Source organism: Pantoea sp. AS-PWVM4 (assembly GCF_000468095.1).
In the GTDB taxonomy this organism is placed as follows: Bacteria; Pseudomonadota; Gammaproteobacteria; order Enterobacterales; family Enterobacteriaceae; genus Pantoea; species Pantoea phytobeneficialis.
On the sequence record NZ_ASZC01000009.1, the window covers coordinates 1 to 16136 of the forward strand.

At 57.1% G+C, this 16136-nt stretch carries 12 protein-coding genes and 1 pseudogene; 7 read left to right on the forward strand and 6 right to left on the reverse strand.

The annotated features are described in order from the left end of the window. Together L579_RS23285 and L579_RS10000 are read left to right on the forward strand one after the other, a co-directional pair. Positions 1–77 (forward strand): annotated as a pseudogene (locus tag L579_RS23285) (DUF1471 domain-containing protein); the annotation flags it as partial. A gap of 210 nt (positions 78–287) precedes the next feature. Beyond that, the gene (locus L579_RS10000) at positions 288–1343 is read left to right on the forward strand and encodes a 7-bladed beta-propeller protein YncE (protein ID WP_021184132.1); all 1056 of its coding nucleotides are present in this window, start codon (positions 288–290) and stop codon (positions 1341–1343) included. Positions 1344–1417: 74 nt separating this feature from the next. Here the strand turns inward: L579_RS10000 and sbmA are convergent, their stop codons facing one another. Next, a complete protein-coding gene (sbmA, locus tag L579_RS10005; protein WP_021184133.1) occupies positions 1418–2659 on the reverse strand; it encodes a peptide antibiotic transporter SbmA in 1242 nt (413 codons plus the stop codon). 295 nt (positions 2660–2954) lie between these two features. Here sbmA and L579_RS10010 point away from each other — a divergent pair, with 295 nt between their 5' ends. Genes L579_RS10010 through L579_RS10020 form a run of 3 tightly spaced genes read left to right on the forward strand, consistent with a single transcriptional unit; the run spans position 2955 to position 6807 of the window. Then, on the forward strand, positions 2955–3689 hold the full coding sequence (locus L579_RS10010; RefSeq protein WP_036626341.1) for a gluconate 2-dehydrogenase subunit 3 family protein: 735 nt from the start codon (positions 2955–2957) through the stop codon (positions 3687–3689). Positions 3690–3691: 2 nt separating this feature from the next. Beyond that, positions 3692–5476, forward strand: a complete 1785-nt coding sequence (locus L579_RS10015; RefSeq protein ID WP_021184135.1) for a GMC family oxidoreductase — start codon at positions 3692–3694, stop codon at positions 5474–5476. An 11-nt stretch (positions 5477–5487) separates the two neighbouring features. Further along, positions 5488–6807 carry a c-type cytochrome gene (locus L579_RS10020; protein ID WP_021184136.1) on the forward strand — a complete coding sequence of 440 codons (1320 nt, stop codon included), beginning with the start codon at positions 5488–5490 and terminating at the stop codon, positions 6805–6807. Between the two features lie 654 nt (positions 6808–7461). Here L579_RS10020 and L579_RS10030 read toward each other — a convergent pair. The 4 genes from L579_RS10030 to L579_RS10045 form a co-directional block, all read right to left on the reverse strand. Continuing rightward, positions 7462–8871, reverse strand: a complete 1410-nt coding sequence (locus tag L579_RS10030; RefSeq protein WP_021184138.1) for an MFS transporter — start codon at positions 8869–8871, stop codon at positions 7462–7464. Positions 8872–9070: 199 nt separating this feature from the next. Then, positions 9071–10591, reverse strand: a complete 1521-nt coding sequence (gene abgT / locus L579_RS10035) for a p-aminobenzoyl-glutamate transporter (RefSeq protein WP_021184139.1) — start codon at positions 10589–10591, stop codon at positions 9071–9073. Positions 10592–10683: 92 nt separating this feature from the next. Next, positions 10684–12129 carry a M20 family metallopeptidase gene (locus L579_RS10040; RefSeq protein WP_021184140.1) on the reverse strand — a complete coding sequence of 482 codons (1446 nt, stop codon included), beginning with the start codon at positions 12127–12129 and terminating at the stop codon, positions 10684–10686. Beyond that, a complete protein-coding gene (locus tag L579_RS10045) occupies positions 12126–13439 on the reverse strand; it encodes an amidohydrolase (protein ID WP_021184141.1) in 1314 nt (437 codons plus the stop codon). The genes L579_RS10040 and L579_RS10045 overlap by 4 nt, the downstream gene beginning before the upstream one ends. A 116-nt stretch (positions 13440–13555) precedes the next feature. On the opposite strand from L579_RS10045, the gene L579_RS10050 reads away from it, so the two are divergent. Together L579_RS10050 and yjdN are read left to right on the forward strand one after the other, a co-directional pair. Then, positions 13556–14458, forward strand: coding sequence for a LysR family transcriptional regulator (locus L579_RS10050; protein ID WP_013507549.1), 903 nt, complete (start codon positions 13556–13558; stop codon positions 14456–14458). Between the two features lie 78 nt (positions 14459–14536). Continuing rightward, the gene (gene yjdN / locus L579_RS10055; RefSeq protein ID WP_021184142.1) at positions 14537–14962 is read left to right on the forward strand and encodes a VOC family metalloprotein YjdN; all 426 of its coding nucleotides are present in this window, start codon (positions 14537–14539) and stop codon (positions 14960–14962) included. Positions 14963–15071: 109 nt separating this feature from the next. Here the strand turns inward: yjdN and L579_RS10060 are convergent, their stop codons facing one another. After that, complete coding sequence (locus L579_RS10060) at positions 15072–15938, reverse strand: nucleoside-specific channel-forming protein Tsx (protein WP_036626344.1); 867 nt, start codon at positions 15936–15938, stop codon at positions 15072–15074. Positions 15939–16136 lie beyond the last annotated feature (198 nt).

Genomic DNA, 16136 nt, shown 5'->3' on the forward strand with positions numbered 1-16136 from the left:
AAGCTGGTGCTTCATATAAAGTGACCGAAGCCAACTTCAACAACGGCGTGCACATGACCGCTGAACTGACCAAATAAGTCGGTTAACAATCTGTGCTGACAGGGCGCCTCCGGGCGCCCTGGCCGCGTTTAAGCAGATAAAATCCTGTCACTTTCCCTCGCAAATGATTACTATTCGCAAAAACTAATATCCTTCGTCGGCCCGCCTCGGGCTGCTTTTAACTATCTGGTTGCAATGTCGGGCTTTCATTCACTGCCGTGAGGCGGTGGTTTTGCTATGGAGAAGTCATGAAAGCGAATAAAACTGTGCAGTGGGTGCTGCGTCCACTATTTCTGGCAACGGCTCTGTTCTCTGGCTCTGCTGCTCTGGCAGCTGATGCGCAGGAACTGAATCAGCCGATTTCTAAAGGTGCGTATGAACTGGCGTTCAGCAACAGCGATAACGCGCTGTTCCTCGCGACGTCACAAAATGCTACCAATGAAAAAGGCGGCACTGTCTATCGTCTCGACCCGCAAAATCTGGCGGTGAAGCAGACCATCGACACCGATCTGAAAGCCTTCGGTGCCACCATCAATACCAAAACCAATACCCTGTATATCGGTAATACCGTGAATGCGGCGGTGACGGCTATTGATGCCAGCACTGGCAAGGTGCTGAACACGTTGGTGCTGGATGCGCGCAAACGCAGTGAAGATGTGCGCCCGCTGCAACCGCGTGAGCTGGTGGCCGATGCGGCAACCGACCGCGTGTATATCACCGGCCTCGGACCGCAAAGCGTGGTATGGGTGGTGGATGGCAAAACCTTGCAGTTAGTCAGCACCGTGCCGAACACCGGCAAAATGGGGACCGGTCTGGCGCTGGATTCCGCGGCACAGAAACTCTACGTCACCAACGGTGATGGCGAGCTGGTCACCATCAATACCCGTCTGAATGCGATTGAAAAACGTCAGAAAATTGATGCGGAGAAGGATCACTTCTTCCTGAATATCGCGCTGGATACCAAAGGCCATCGCGCCTTCCTCAGCGACTCCAAACAGCCGCAGGTGCTGGTGCTGGATACCCGCACTCAGCAGGTCATCCACAAGATCGATGTACCGGAATCTCTGGCGGTGCTGTTTAACGCTGACCGTGACGAACTATATGTGACGCACCGTAAAGCAGGCGAGATCAGCATCATCGACGGCAGCAGCTACAAGGTGAAACGCACCGTGAAAGCACCGGGCCTGCCGAACAGCCTGGCGCTGTCTGCTGACGGCAAAACGCTGTTTGTCAGCATCAAGCAGCCGGGTTCCCGTAAAGAGCCACCGAAAAATCCGGACAGCGTGCTGCGTATCGCACTGTAATCAGAACCCGTAGCGGCGCGATTTCGTGCGCGATTCAGGAAAAATCCGCGCGATAAATCGCGCCGCTACGGATGTTATTCAGACTCCGCTGCTTCGCGCATCATCTCTTCGTGCGGGATATCCTGCAAAATCTGCTCAAAACTGCGCAGACGTTTGTAGATCGACATCAGCTCAACCAGCGTTGACCATGAGGTGATCAGATACTGGAAAGATGAACGTACCTGGTCAAACACGTTGGTGATTTGGTTGAGTAAACCGAGCGTGATGGTGCCCGCGACAATCGACGGAAACAGCAAAAACAGCCCGAACACATTATCCACCTGCAAGTAGAGAATGCGGGTAATGTTGAAGTACAGATAGTGGAAGTAGAGGCGGAAATAGTTGAAACGCACGCGACTAAACAGCTCGGTTACGGTTGGCGGCGAGGCGCGCGAGGCGTCATCTTCGCCGTAGACCAGTTCCTTACGATAGGCGGCTTCCACTCGTTGGTTACGGAACTCCAGACCTGGCAGCTTAATCCCCACCAGTGCCAGCAGGCCGGTGCCGAAAATTGACCACAACACGGCGGCGATCACCAGCGCATAAGGGATATTGCCCAACAGCGGAATATCTTTCACATGATGTGACAGGGCGATCAGCACCGGCAGGAAGGCAATCAGCGTCATGATCGCCTGAATAAAACTCACCCCCCAGTCTTCCAGTGTGCTGGCGAAGCGCATGGTATCTTCCTGCACACGCTGTGCGGCACCTTCTACATGACGCAGGCGCTGCCAGTTGTGCATGTAGTAGTTGTTCATCGCGGTACGCCAGCGGAACACCCAGTGGCTGATAAAGAATGAGTTCATCACGCCAATCACCACGGCGATTAACGCAATGCCTAAAAAGGCGATAACCTGCTGGTAAAACTCACCGATCTGCACCGAACCCGCTTTAGTTAACGCTTTCTGGATCAAATCGTAAAACGGACCGTACCAGGCATTCACCGCCACGCCGACCTGTACGCCAAACCAGGTGACAAAGATGATCAGCGCGGAACCCCACACCGACCAGCGTTGCCACGGGTGGTTATCGACGATGCGCCAGGCAATGGCAAACAGCGCCACCACCAGCCAGTAATAGCCGTAAAACCACAGTTGGCTGGCGGCGATAAAACGCAACGCATTATCGGGCAAAGGTTTACTCATCGCTGCGGCGATGTTGGGCCACATTGCCGGTAAATCGCTGGCGAAGCCAAACCAGGCAAAAATCGCCATCAAACTCCAGATGGCAGCCGAGCTGAAAAACAGCGCTGGCCGGGGAAAATAGGACTTAAACATAGACACTCCGCTGTGATCAGATCCCTTTATACCGTTTTGGGGACTTAACTGTCTGTAGGCTGTTGTATCAGACAATGACAATGTCGCGCCTGCGGTGTAAAGCAGCTGCGCAAAATGTTAATTAATTTGTGCGAATTTGTTTCCTTCCGCTAAATCTTTGTCAGCATCGGTGTTACACTGCGCGCAATGTTACCGGTAACGGTGGCGCTGTATCCTTAAGCCCGCACATAAAAATCATTACAACGCAATTAGTTAACCTTTCATGCCACATTATATGCGGCACTGAGGCAATGTCATGTCAGAACACAAAAATGGTCACACGCGCAGGGACTTTCTGCTGAGAACCATCACTCTGGCGCCAGCAATGGCGGTTGGAACCACAGCGATGGGCGCACTGGTTGCGCCAATGGCTGCCGGTGCAGCAGAGCAACAGGGTGCGCCGCAAAAAGCGCGCGATTATCAGCCCACCTGGTTCACCGCCGAAGAGTTCGCGTTGATTACCGCCGCAGTGGCGCGGCTGATCCCCAACGATGAACGGGGTCCAGGCGCGCTGGAAGCCGGGGTGCCGGAGTTTATCGATCGCCAGATGAACACCCCGTACGCCACCGGCAGCAACTGGTATATGCAGGGGCCGTTCAACCCCGATCTGCCAAAAGAGCTGGGTTATCAGCTCTCGCTGGTGCCGCAGCAGATCTACCGTCTCGGTCTGGCGGAAGCCGATAACTGGAGCAAACAGCAGCACGGCAAAGTGTTTGCTGAGCTGAGCGGTGAGCAGCAGGACGCGCTGCTGAGCGACTTCGAAAGCGGCAAAGCGGCGTTCACGCAGCTTCCGGCCAAAACCTTCTTCTCCTTCCTGTTGCAGAACACCCGCGAGGGTTACTTCAGCGATCCCATCCACGGTGGTAATCAGGGCATGGTGGGCTGGCAGCTGATCGGCTTCCCGGGTGCCCGTGCTGACTATATGGATTGGGTAGAACGCGGTGAACGCTATCCGTTCCCGTCGGTGGATATTCGCGGGGAGAGGGCGTAAGCATGGCAAATGAACTGAAGAAAGTGGATGCGGTAGTGGTGGGTTTCGGCTGGGCCGGTGCGATCATGGCGAAAGAGCTGACCGAAGCCGGATTGAACGTGGTAGCGCTGGAGCGTGGCCCACACCGCGACACCTATCCGGATGGCGCGTATCCGCAATCCATTGATGAACTGACCTATAACATCCGTAAAAAGCTGTTCCAGGATCTGTCGAAAAGCACCGTCACCATTCGTCACGATGCCTCACAAACGGCGGTGCCGTATCGCCAACTGGCGGCGTTCCTGCCGGGCACCGGTACCGGCGGCGCTGGCCTGCACTGGTCCGGCGTGCATTTCCGTGTCGATCCGGTCGAGTTGAATCTGCGCAGCCATTACGAAGCGCGTTACGGTAAAAAATTCATTCCGGAAGGCATGACGATTCAGGACTTCGGCGTCAGCTACAACGAGCTGGAACCGTTCTTCGATCAGGCCGAGAAGGTGTTTGGCACTTCCGGCAGCGCCTGGACCATCAAAGGTAAGCTGGTGGGTAAAGAGAAAGGTGGCAACCCATACGCGCCCGATCGTTCCAGCGACTTCCCGTTACCGGCGCAGAAGCGTACTTACTCCGCACAGTTGTTTGCTCAGGCGGCAGAAGCGGTGGGATATCACCCCTATGATATGCCGTCGGCCAACACTTCTGGCCCGTACACCAACACCTACGGCGCGCAAATGGGGCCGTGTAACTTCTGCGGTTATTGCAGCGGCTATGCCTGTTACATGTACTCCAAGGCTTCGCCCAACGTGAACATCTTGCCTGCGCTGCGTCAGGAGCCGAAGTTTGAGCTGCGCAACAACGCTTACGTGCTGCGCGTCAATCTGACTGACGACAAAAAACGCGCCACCGGCGTGACATACCTCGATGGTCAGGGACGTGAAGTGGTGCAACCCGCTGATCTGGTGATCCTGTCGGCGTTCCAGTTCCATAACGTGCATCTGATGCTGCTGTCCGGTATCGGCCAGCCGTACAACCCCATCACCAACGAAGGCACGGTAGGCCGTAACTTTGCTTATCAGAACATCTCGACGCTGAAAGCGCTGTTCGACAAGAACACCACCACCAACCCGTTTATCGGTGCCGGTGGCGCAGGGGTGGCGGTGGATGATTTCAACGCCGACAACTTCGACCACGGTCCGTATGGTTTCGTTGGCGGTTCGCCGTTCTGGGTTAACCAGGCGGGCACCAAACCGGTTTCGGGTCTGCCGACGCCGCAAGGCACTCCGACCTGGGGCAGCAAGTGGAAAGCGGCGGTGGCGGATACCTATAACCATCACATCTCGATGGATGCCCACGGTGCGCACCAGTCGTATCGCGCCAACTACCTCGATCTCGATCCTAACTACAAAGATGCCTACGGCCAGCCGTTGCTGCGTATGACCTTTGACTGGCAGGACAACGACATCAAGATGGCGCAGTTTATGATCGGCAAAATGCGCAAAATCACCGAAGCGATGAACCCGAAGATGATCATCGGCGGCGCGAAAGGGCCGGGTAGCCACTTTGACACCACCGTGTATCAGACCACGCATATGAGCGGCGGCGCGATCATGGGTGAAGATCCGAAAACCAGCGCAGTGAACCGTTATTTGCAGAGCTGGGATGTGCCGAACGTCTTTGTCCCGGGCGCATCTGCGTTCCCGCAGGGACTGGGGTACAACCCGACCGGAATGGTGGCAGCGTTGACTTACTGGTCAGCTAAAGCCATCCGTGAACAGTATCTGAAAAACCCCGGTCCACTGGTGCAGGCATAAGGAATTCATTGATGTTTAAAAACATTTTGGCCCTGGTGCTGGGCACGCTGTCGTTCGCCGCGCTGGCGGATGATCAGGCAAATGATGCCCTGGTAAAACGGGGTGAATATCTGGCGCGTGCCGGTGACTGCGTGGCTTGTCACAGCGTGAAAGGTGGCCAGCCTTTTGCCGGTGGTCTGCCGATGGCGACCCCGATTGGCACCATTTACTCCACCAATATCACCCCGGATAAAACCAGCGGGATTGGTGACTACAGCTATGACGATTTCCAGAAAGCGGTGCGTCATGGTGTGGCGAAAAACGGTGACACGCTGTATCCGGCGATGCCGTATCCGTCTTACGCGGTGGTGAGCGATGAAGATATGCAGGCGCTCTATGCCTACTTTATGCACGGTGTGGCACCGGTCGCGCAGGCCAATAAAGACAGCGACATTCCGTGGCCACTGTCGATGCGTTGGCCACTGGCTATCTGGCGTGGCATGTTTGCGCCGGATGTGAAAGCGTTCCAGCCTGCCGCGCAGGAAGATCCGCAGCTGGCGCGTGGGCGTTATCTGGTGGAAGGGTTGGGTCACTGTGGTGCCTGCCATACGCCGCGTAGCATCACCATGCAGGAGAAGGCGCTGAGTAATGATGATGCCCACGATTATCTCTCCGGCAGCAGCGCACCGATTGACGGCTGGACGGCCAGCAACCTGCGTGGTGACAATCGCGACGGTTTAGGCCGCTGGAGCGAGGACGACCTGCGTCAGTTCCTGCGCTATGGTCGCAACGATCACACTGCGGCTTTTGGCGGCATGACCGATGTGGTTGAGCACAGCCTGCAATATCTGAGCGATGAGGATATCGCGGCGATTGCCCGTTACCTGAAGTCGCTGGGGGCGAAAGATGCCAACCAGGCGGTGTTTAAGCAGGATGACACCGTCGCGCAGGCGTTGTGGAAAGGGGATGACAGCCAGCCTGGCGCGTCGGTGTATGTCGACAGCTGTGCGGCCTGCCATAAAACGGACGGTAGCGGCTATCAACGTTTCTTCCCGGCGTTGCGGGGCAACCCGGTGGTATTGGCGCAAGATCCCACTTCGCTGATCCATATCGTGCTGACGGGCGGAACGCTGCCGGGCGTGCAGGGTGCGCCAACGGCGATCACCATGCCGGCATTCGGCTGGCGTCTCAACGACCAACAGGTGGCGGATGTGGTGAACTTTATTCGCGGCAGTTGGGGGAATGGTGCCAAAGCCACGGTGACGGCGAAGGATGTTGCGTCATTACGGAAGGATGAGACGGTGCAGGCTCATCAGGGTAATGCGGATATTAAGGTGCTGGAGCAGCAGTAGCAGCGAAGGTGCTGATTTCGTTCGCCATAGGCACCGGCAGTTGCAGCTCGCCGGTGCGGCGACCGAGCAAAGGGTGCCTGGCCGCACCCTTTGCAATCCCGGGCCTCGCGCCAGCCTCTTTTTTGCGCGATAAATCGCGCCGCTACCACTCAACGCCGCCTTTCGCCGCATCCATGCGGCTCATCCAGGCGGCATTCATTCGCTCAGCGAGTCCGGATGGCGTCCCACCCTCGCTGCACGCCTTTTACTTCTCTGTAAAATCATCACTGCTGTCTGCGCGATAAATCGCGCCGCTACGGGTAACGTGCTGCCATTTGTAGCGGCGCGATTTATCGCGCAATGAAGAGAGCACTTGGCTTACAAGCGGTGAGGTGGGCGGCACCCGCAGCGCCGAGCGCAGAGGGAAGGCCAGGGCGAGCCGCATGGATGCGGCGAGAGAGCGGAATGAGCCAGGGATGGCGAATCCGCGCGGTCCGGGTGGCCTGAGTGATAAGCGAGGGGACAGCGCGATGCGCTGCGCGAGGATGCCGCAGGGCGCGGATTGTTAAGGCCCGCGCCCTCGGGCCTTAACCCGTCCGCCTGCACGTTACAACTGAAACTCCCTAATGCCTGGCGGGCGGAACCTTCTCGGTGTCAGCCCGCTGCTGCCAGCGATTAAATATTCTCCAAATCAATCCCACGCGTCTTCGGACCGTAAATCCCCACCGACAGCATCACCATCAACATACTCAACACGATAAAGGCAATCACCCCTTCGCTTCCGGCATATTGCAGAATCATGCCAATCAGAATGCTACTGAACGCGGTTGACAGGCGGCTGAAGGAGTAGCAAAAACCCACCGCGCGGGCGCGAATGTGCGTCGGGAAAATCTCAGTCTGATAAGCGTGGTAACTGAAGGTCAGCCAGGCGTTGCTGTAGGTAATCAGGAAGCCACAGATAATCATCAACACCGGGTTGGTCATAAAGGCGAACAGGGTACCGAACACCACCGTCATCAACGACGACAGAACAATCTGCCACTTGTTCTCCAGCTTATCGGCGTAGCGGCTGCAAATCAGCGAACCCAGCGGGTACGCCAGGGTAATGAAAAACGCATACAACAGGCTGTGAGTCACCGTGGCCCCTTTGCCGGACAGCAGCGCTGGCAGCCAGTTGCCAAAGCCAAAGAAACCAATCGCCTGGAAGAAGTTCATCACCACCAGCATCAGGGTACGCTTACGATACGCCGGCGCCCAAATCTCACTGAAACGGCCTTTCTTCGGCAGTTGGGCCGCCGCATCGCTGTCGGAAAAGTCTTCCCCCGGCGCAATGCCGCAACGTTGTTCCATTGCACTCAGGACGCGATGCGCTTCCTGATGCCGTCCCTGTTGTGCCAGCCAGCGCGCCGATTCCGGCAGGTTCTTACGAATAAACCAGATCACCAGCGAGCAGAGTGCGCCAGCAATCACCACCCAACGCCAGCCTTCCAGACCGAGAATGGTTTGCGGCACCAGCCACCACGACATCAGCGCCACCGCCGGAACCGAAAGAAACTGAATAAAGAACGAGAAGGCGAAAGCGCGGCTACGCAGCTGGGTCGGCACCCACTCGGAAAGATAGGTATCGATGGTCACCAGCTCAATGCCGAGGCCAATCCCCACCAGAAAGCGGCACAGGATAATCATCTCGGCGCTCTGCTGGAACGCCATCAGCAGCGAAAATGCACCGTACCATGCCAGTGCACACATAAAGGTCAGGCGGCGGCCAAAGCGGTCTGCGTAGGGCGCGAGCAGGCTGGCACCGACAAACAGGCCAAGGAACGTGGCCGAGGCAAAAGCGGCCTGATCGGCAATGCCGAACACGCCCGCGCTACCGGTGTGGAACACGCCCGCCGCCAGTAGCCCGGAGCTGATATAGCCGGTTTCGAACAGATCGTAGAGTTCAAAGAAGCCGCCCAGTGCCAGCAGCGTAATAAAACGCCACAGGCCAGCGGAAGAGGGGAGCGCATCAATGCGTCCAGCTAAGGTGCGGCGATCCGCAGCGATAAAATCGCCAGCCATCCCTGTGGTGCAGGCTGTTGTCATTTTTGTGTGAACCTCGGTATGACGGTGTTTGCAAAACTCGCGAACGGCGGAGATTGGTTTTAAAAATAATTAACCGTTAGCAAGCGAAGGAATAGCAGAATAATCAATTACGCACAGGTTGCCGAGAGGTGAGGCGGTGAGATTTTAGCAACGTACGTTGCAAATCACGTAAGTGTGATCGCCGTCCCTGGCGATGCGATTAATGCAGGCTGGGATAGACGCCCGGACCGATCGGTAAACCGAGTGCGTACCAGACCACCAGCAACACAATCCAGGTGGCGAAGAACACCAGCGGATAGGGGAAGATCAGCACATAATAGGTGCCAAGTTGCGCATCTTTCTGGTAGCGCTGGAGGAAACCCAGGAACAGCGGCAGGAACGGTGACATCGGGGCCAGCGGCAGCACTGCCGAGTCAGCGATACGGAATATCATCTGCGCAAAGGCCGGGTGGAAGCCGAGCAGCATAAACATCGGCACAAACACCGGGGCGAGAATCGACCAGATGGCGGAACCGCTGGCGATAAACATACACAGGAACGCCGACAGGAACATCAGGCCAAGAAACGCCGGTGCGCCGCTGATACCGGCACTTTCCAGCATATCCGTCAGGCCAATCGCCATAAACTTACCCATGTTGCTCCAGTTGAAGAAGGCGACGAACTGTGACAGCGGAAACACCATCACAATAAAGCCCGCCATACTCTTCATCGGATCAACCAGCAGTTGCGGAATATCATCCGCGCGGCGGATCTGTTTGGTCACCGCGCCATAGGCAATCGCCACCACAAAGAAGAACAGGATGATGATCGGCACAATGCCCTGAATAAACGGCGACGGGATAATGCCGCCGGTTTTCGGGTTACGCAGTGGCGCGTGTTCCGGCACCACCAGCAGCGCCATCAGCGCGATAAACACCAGCGCGGCGATACCTGCGGCTCGCAGGCCGCGGTTTTCCAGTGCGGTTAGTGGCGGCAGACGATCCTGGTGGCCACCGTTCCAGGCGGGCAGACGCGGCTCGATAAACTTGTCGGTCAGCACCGCTCCGGCAATGGTCAGCACCACCACCGATGAAGCCATAAAGAACCAGTTATCGATCACGCTGACGTGCACCGTGTCGCTCACCGCTTTGGCGGCCTCGGTGCTGATACCCGACAGCAGCACATCGGTGGTGACAATCAGCAGGTTAGCGGTAAACCCGGACGCCACACCGGCGATCGCCGCCAGCAAACCCGCTACCGGATGACGTCCCACGGCGAGGAAGATCAGCGCGCCGAGCGGCGGCATCACCACCAGCGCGGCATCGGAGGAGATGTGGCTGAAGAAGGCAATAAACAACACCATATAGCTGGCGTAGCGACGGCTAACGCGTGACGCCATCTTGACCATCAGCGATTGCAGCAGACCGACCTTTTCTGCCAGACCGGCACCAATCACCAATGCCAGAATCGAACCCAGCGGGGTAAAACTGCTGAAGTTCTTGATGATATTGGGCAGGATCCACTGCAACCCGGCTACGCTCAGCAGGTTATTGACCCGCACCAGCTCACCGTTGGTCGGATTTTTCACCGCCAGATCCAGACCGCTGATGATGGCCGTCGCAACCATCAGCACCACAATCAAATAGACGAACAATAAAAAAGGATTCGGTATTTTGTTACCGACCCGCTCAATCCAGCTAAACAGCTTCCCTGGGCTGCGATTCTCCGTGGTGACTTCCATCGGCATTTCCTCGTCTCGTTATGTTGTATTTGCGTAAAAATTTTATTGTTTTGGGTACGACTGCCCGCGCCTGCATGGGCGCGGGTTTATTATCAGGATGCCAGTTTTGACGGTTTTACCCCTGGCGGAATCGGGCATTGATAGGGTTGCTCGCTGCGTACGCGGATAAACTCGTCGCGGCAGCGTGCCAGAGCGGCATCATCGGTCAACAGGGTCAGTGCCGTGGCGGCCAGGACTTTTGCCGCCAGGCACATACCTTTGTGGGCGATAGCGGTGCGACCCTGCGCCACCAGTTGCCAGGTATGCAGCGGTGTACCGAAGGCAAAACACGGCGCGAAGCACTGCGCGGTGGGTGTCACCCAACTGACATCGCCCACATCGGTGGAGCCATACAGCAGCTCACGCGTTACTGCATACGGGGCAACGTCATCCATCAGCACTTTGTCCCCCAGCGCCTCGCTCCAGGCAACTCCGGCTTCACCGCCGGTGCGTGCCGCGTTGAGTCGGGCGTTGCGCAGATCGTCTTTGGTTAAGGTGGCGCGGATCTGCGTCGCAAAGGCCCGCTCTTCGTCGTTGTAATCCGGCAGGCCAAACTGATGCAGATAACCCTCCATCACCGCTTCCAGCGCGCGGTTGGGAACGTAGTTGGAGCAGGCTTTATCGAAGCGCACCGTCATTTGTGTGTCGGTCATCAGCGCTGCGCCTTTGGCGATATTGATCACTCGCTGATAAATATCCTGAGCCTGGTCGAGTTGCGGCGCGCGAATCAGGTACAACACTTCGGCATCAGCCTGTACCACGTTGGGAGAGACGCCGCCGGTGTTGGTGACGGCATAATGGACGCGCGCTTCCTGCACGATATGTTCACGCAGAAAGTTCGCGCCGGTATTCATCAGCGTGACGGCGTCGAGGGCGCTGCGCCCCAGATGTGGTGAGTTGGCCGCGTGCGCTGCCACCCCTTTGAAGTGGAACGCCGCCTGGATATTGGCAAGGGTGCTGAGGTTAAACATGCCGCTGAAACCTTCCGGGTGCCAGGTCACTGCCGCATCAACATCGTCAAACAACCCTTCGCGCACCATATAGGTTTTGCCGGAACCGCCTTCTTCGCCGGGGCAACCGTAAAAACGCAGCGTGCCGCGCTGGCCGTGCTCTGCCCACCAGGCCTTAATGGCGAAGGCGGCCGCCAGACCTGCCGTACCTAACAGGTTGTGACCGCAACCGTGGCCGTTACCGTTCTCCACCAGCGGCTGCGGCTCAGCGCAGGCCGCTTTCTGGCTCAGACCGGCCAGGGCATCGAACTCACCCAGAATGGCGATCACCGGTTTACCGCTGCCGATGCTGGCGATAAACGCCGTTTCGATCCCCCCCACGCCGCGCTCGACGCTGAAGCCTTCCTGCTCCAGTGCATCGGCCAGTAACGCCGAGGATTGCGTCTCTTCAAAACGGGTTTCTGGCACATCCCAGATGGCGTCGCTGATGGCGCTGAAGCGCGCCTGATGTTGATTGATGTAGTGATCGATAAACTCAGGATGGCTCATGACTGGACTCCGAACTGTGCCCCGTTCAGTGCCAGCGTGGCGAGGGTTTGTACCGCCACCGCCATGATGTCTTCATCGAAATCGAACTTCGCGTTGTGGTGGCCTGCCGCCAGCTCGCAGCCGAAAATCACGTAGGATGCCTGACCGCCACGCTGCTGCACGCGCTCCAGCATATAGGTGGCATCTTCGGAACCGGCGGCCTGCTTTTTGGTGTCGATGACCGAGTCGAACAGCCCCAGCGCTTCTGCCTGCTGGTGGATAAACGCGACCCACGGTTGGCTTGGGGTGCAGCTACGTGCGCCGCCCATCAGTTTGACGTCGGATTCAACGCCGTACATCGCTGCGGCACCGGCAATCACACGCAGCGCCTGCTGATAAATATCGTCGTTCACCTGGTTACTGACGCCGCGCGTCTCAACCTTCATCAGCGCAGTGTCGGCCACCACGTTGCGGCCGGTCCCAGCCTGCAACACGCCGACGTTAACACGCGCCACGCCGCCGCTGTGTTGCGGCAGGTTGTGCAGCGCCAGCGTGGCCTGCGCAGCGGCCAGCAGGGCGTTGCGTCCCTCTTCCGGGCGACCACCCGCATGGGCTCCCACCCCGGTGAATTGCACATCGAGTTTGGTGGTGGCGAGGAAGCTGTCGCTGCCGCAAACGATTTCGCCGGCAGGCACGCCGGTGCCGAGATGGATGGCGGTGAACAGATCCACATCGTCCACTACGCCCGCTGCCACCATCGCTTTTGCACCACGCACGCCCTCTTCGGCGGGCTGGAAAATCAGTTTGATGGTGCCGCTCAGTTGGTCTTTCATCGCCATCAACACGTTGGCGAGGCCAAGGCCGATGGTGGTATGACCGTCATGACCGCAGGCGTGCATCATGCCTGCATTGCAGGAGGCAAAGCCTTCGCGCTGCGGCAGATGATCGGCGGCGGTGCTTTCATTGAGGTCGAGCGCGTCCATATCGACGCGGAAGCCCATCACCGGGCCAGGGCGACCGGTTGCCAGGGTGGCAACAATGCCACAGAAGCCGCCGGAGAAATGGCTGAGCCACTGCGGCAGCGCCCCCTGCTCCAGGGCGCGCGCTTCCTGTGCCGCCAGCACTGCGGCTGAAGGCAGCCCCATACGTGCATCGGCATCCACCACTTCACGGCCCAGTTGCAGTTGATAACCAAGACGATGCAGCTCCTCGGCAACCAGGGTGGCGGTACGAAATTCCAGCCAGCCCGACTCAGCAAACTGATGCAGGTCGCGTCGCCAGCTTTGCATTTGTGGGACCAGGGCGCTGACGCGGTCGGAAAGGGTTTTCATCGGCATATCCTTTATGTTGGTTTTTTATGCATTGTCTCGAATCTACACAATGGTATTGGCGTGCATAAGATGCGAATATCTTGTGCCTGATAAACAACGGTTATCACCGAGTAACTATGCCTGCTAACTTAAAATTGCATCAGCTCCGCGCCTTTGTTGATGTGGCCCGCCAGGGCAGCATCCGCGCTGCCAGCCGTCTGTCAGGTGTATCGCAGCCTGCGCTGACTAAGTCGATCCAGGAACTGGAATTGGTACTCGGCGCGCGTTTATTTGAACGACGCCATCAGGGCGTTACCCTGACCGATATTGGTGATAACTTTTTTCGGCATGCCAGCCTGGTGCTGGAAGAACTGCGCGTCGCGCAGGAAGATATTCAGCAGCGACTGGGGCTGGCGGGCGGCAGGGTGAATATTGGCGTCGGCGGCAGCATCGCGCGTACCGTGATGCCGCAGGTGATCAATCATTTTCACCGCGAATATCCGCTGGTAAAGGTGCGTATCGTCGAAGGCCAACTGGTGGCGATGGTACATGAACTGCGCCAGGGGGAGCTGGATTTCACCATCAACACCTACGACCAAAGCCATCTGGATCAGGAACTGACCTACGAACGACTGATGGAGCGAGATTATCAGGTGGTGGTGCGCAAGGGGCATCCGATGGCTCATGCGCGCTCGCTGGCAGAGTTGCAGCATTGTGACTGGACCATGCCAACGCCGCAGGGCAGCTATTATCGGCTGCTGCACGATATGTTTGGCGAGCGCGGCATGGCACCGAAAATCGTCGTCACCTGCGAAACCTTTATGGCCTGCACCAGCCTGGTGGCAAAGACCGATTTCGTTAGCATTATCTCGCGAGATGTGATTGAAGACCCCACCCACGGCGGCCAGCTGGTGGCGCTGGAGCTGGATGATCCGTTACCCAAGGCAAACTTTTATCTGATTCAGCGTAAGGACACGGCGTTGACGCCGATGAGCGCCTATATGGCGCAGCTGTTCCGGCGCTATTGTCAACAAAGGTAAGTGTGCGGCCCGGCTCGCGTCCTGTTTGGCTGGCAGCCACTACACTTGGCATCGGGCGTTCACTCTGGAGAACCGACCATGCAAATTACCCCTTATTTGTTTTATGACGGCCGCTGCGAAGAGGCCATCGCATTCTACCTTGAGGCGACTGACGGCGAGTTGCTGTTTAAAATGACCTTTGGCGATATGCCGGAGACGGAATCCACAGAAGGTTGTCCCTCCGGGATGACCTTTCCGCCGGAACATATCATGCACGCGCACCTGCGCATCGGGCAGGGCGAAATTATGTTGAGTGACGGGAATCGTGAGGCGCACTACAACGGCTTTGCGGTGAGTCTCTCCACGCCGGATGAAGTGCAGGGCAAGCGATGGTTTGATGCGTTGTCTGCCGGCGGGCAGGTGACAAAAAGCTGGGAGCCGACGTTCTGGGCGAATGGTTTTGGCATGTTCACCGATAAGTTCGGTGTGCCGTGGATGGTGAATGCTTACAAACCAAGAATTTAGTCACCGATGTTAACCCGTAGCGGCGCGATTTATCGCGCAATTCGGCGCTGTGCCGGAAAACATTGCGCGATAAATCGCGCCGCTACGGATGAAGGTGGCGTTAGCTAAGTTAGAAGTTATAACCCACAACCAGGTAGTAACCCCAGCCGGTTGATTTCACTTCAAACGGACCATTGCCGAAGTTCAGCTCCTGGCCATCAGCCCACTGTCCACCGTTGTGGAAATAACGCGCCACGGTAGAAACATGCCAGTGGTCGTAGTTCAGCGACAGAATGTGGCTGGATGCAATCGAGTTGCTGGTACGTGATGGACCGGTTTCGTCACGCAGATCGGAACCCCAGTCGAAGTTGGTGAAGCCGATATAGCTCAGCTTACCGCCCCACAGATCGGTAATCGGCACAAAGTATTTCACCTTGAAGCGATAGCCATCCCAGCTGTTTTCGTTGGCGGCACCGTAGTTCTGCCACTGGTATTTCGCGTACACGTTCAGCGACAGGCCCACATCGGAATGGGTGTCGATATCGGTGCCCAGACCCATATACCAGGTGTTCTGGCGCTGCGACGCGTTGCGGCCCATGTCGTAGATGTAGTTGTTGGCGAAGTACCACTCTTTAAACGGACCAAACGCCAGGCTGGTGCCGGTCAGCTTATCGATGGAGAAACGTGGCTCAATTTCCATGAACAGCGGCGAACCGTGGTCGAAAATACCGTTAGCGTTGCTGTTGCCCAGACCGAAGAAGTTGGTCAGGTCGGCGTAGCCGTAGAAATCAAACCAGTCCTTTTTGGCAAAGGCTTCGTATTCCAGATACACGTCGTTATTAAACTGTGGTCCGAAACGGGTGTGATAACTGCCCACCACGTTGACGCTCTGATGCCACCAGTCGGAAAGGTATTGCGGGTTGCTGTCTGCTGCTTGGGTCGCGCCGGTCCAGCTGCTGGCCAGTAAGGCCCCTGCTATCAATGCTTTATATTTCATTATCGTTAACCACATGCTCGTGATCGTCGCAAAAATGCGCGATCGGTGTCAGTCGATCCCAGGGGTGGGCGGTGAATTGTTTTAAGCCGGTCTGAGCCGCCGGTTTTTAAAGCTCGCGTAGGGTGCCTGTATCAGTCCGATAGAAAATAGATTTTGATCACGTTTGTCAAAAAGTGTTGCAATTACATTCACCAAAAA

What these genes read in the sequence shown, in the direction of transcription:
- L579_RS10000 (WP_021184132.1), top strand. Translation starts at nt 288, where the DNA reads ATGAAAGCGAATAAAACTGTGCAGTGGGTGCTGCGTCCACTATTTCTG.
- sbmA (WP_021184133.1), bottom strand. Translation starts at nt 2,659, where the DNA reads ATGTTTAAGTCCTATTTTCCCCGGCCAGCGCTGTTTTTCAGCTCGGCT.
- L579_RS10010 (WP_036626341.1), top strand. Translation starts at nt 2,955, where the DNA reads ATGTCAGAACACAAAAATGGTCACACGCGCAGGGACTTTCTGCTGAGA.
- L579_RS10015 (WP_021184135.1), top strand. Translation starts at nt 3,692, where the DNA reads ATGGCAAATGAACTGAAGAAAGTGGATGCGGTAGTGGTGGGTTTCGGC.
- L579_RS10020 (WP_021184136.1), top strand. Translation starts at nt 5,488, where the DNA reads ATGTTTAAAAACATTTTGGCCCTGGTGCTGGGCACGCTGTCGTTCGCC.
- L579_RS10030 (WP_021184138.1), bottom strand. Translation starts at nt 8,871, where the DNA reads ATGACAACAGCCTGCACCACAGGGATGGCTGGCGATTTTATCGCTGCG.
- abgT (WP_021184139.1), bottom strand. Translation starts at nt 10,591, where the DNA reads ATGGAAGTCACCACGGAGAATCGCAGCCCAGGGAAGCTGTTTAGCTGG.
- L579_RS10040 (WP_021184140.1), bottom strand. Translation starts at nt 12,129, where the DNA reads ATGAGCCATCCTGAGTTTATCGATCACTACATCAATCAACATCAGGCG.
- L579_RS10045 (WP_021184141.1), bottom strand. Translation starts at nt 13,439, where the DNA reads ATGAAAACCCTTTCCGACCGCGTCAGCGCCCTGGTCCCACAAATGCAA.
- L579_RS10050 (WP_013507549.1), top strand. Translation starts at nt 13,556, where the DNA reads ATGCCTGCTAACTTAAAATTGCATCAGCTCCGCGCCTTTGTTGATGTG.
- yjdN (WP_021184142.1), top strand. Translation starts at nt 14,537, where the DNA reads ATGCAAATTACCCCTTATTTGTTTTATGACGGCCGCTGCGAAGAGGCC.
- L579_RS10060 (WP_036626344.1), bottom strand. Translation starts at nt 15,938, where the DNA reads ATGAAATATAAAGCATTGATAGCAGGGGCCTTACTGGCCAGCAGCTGG.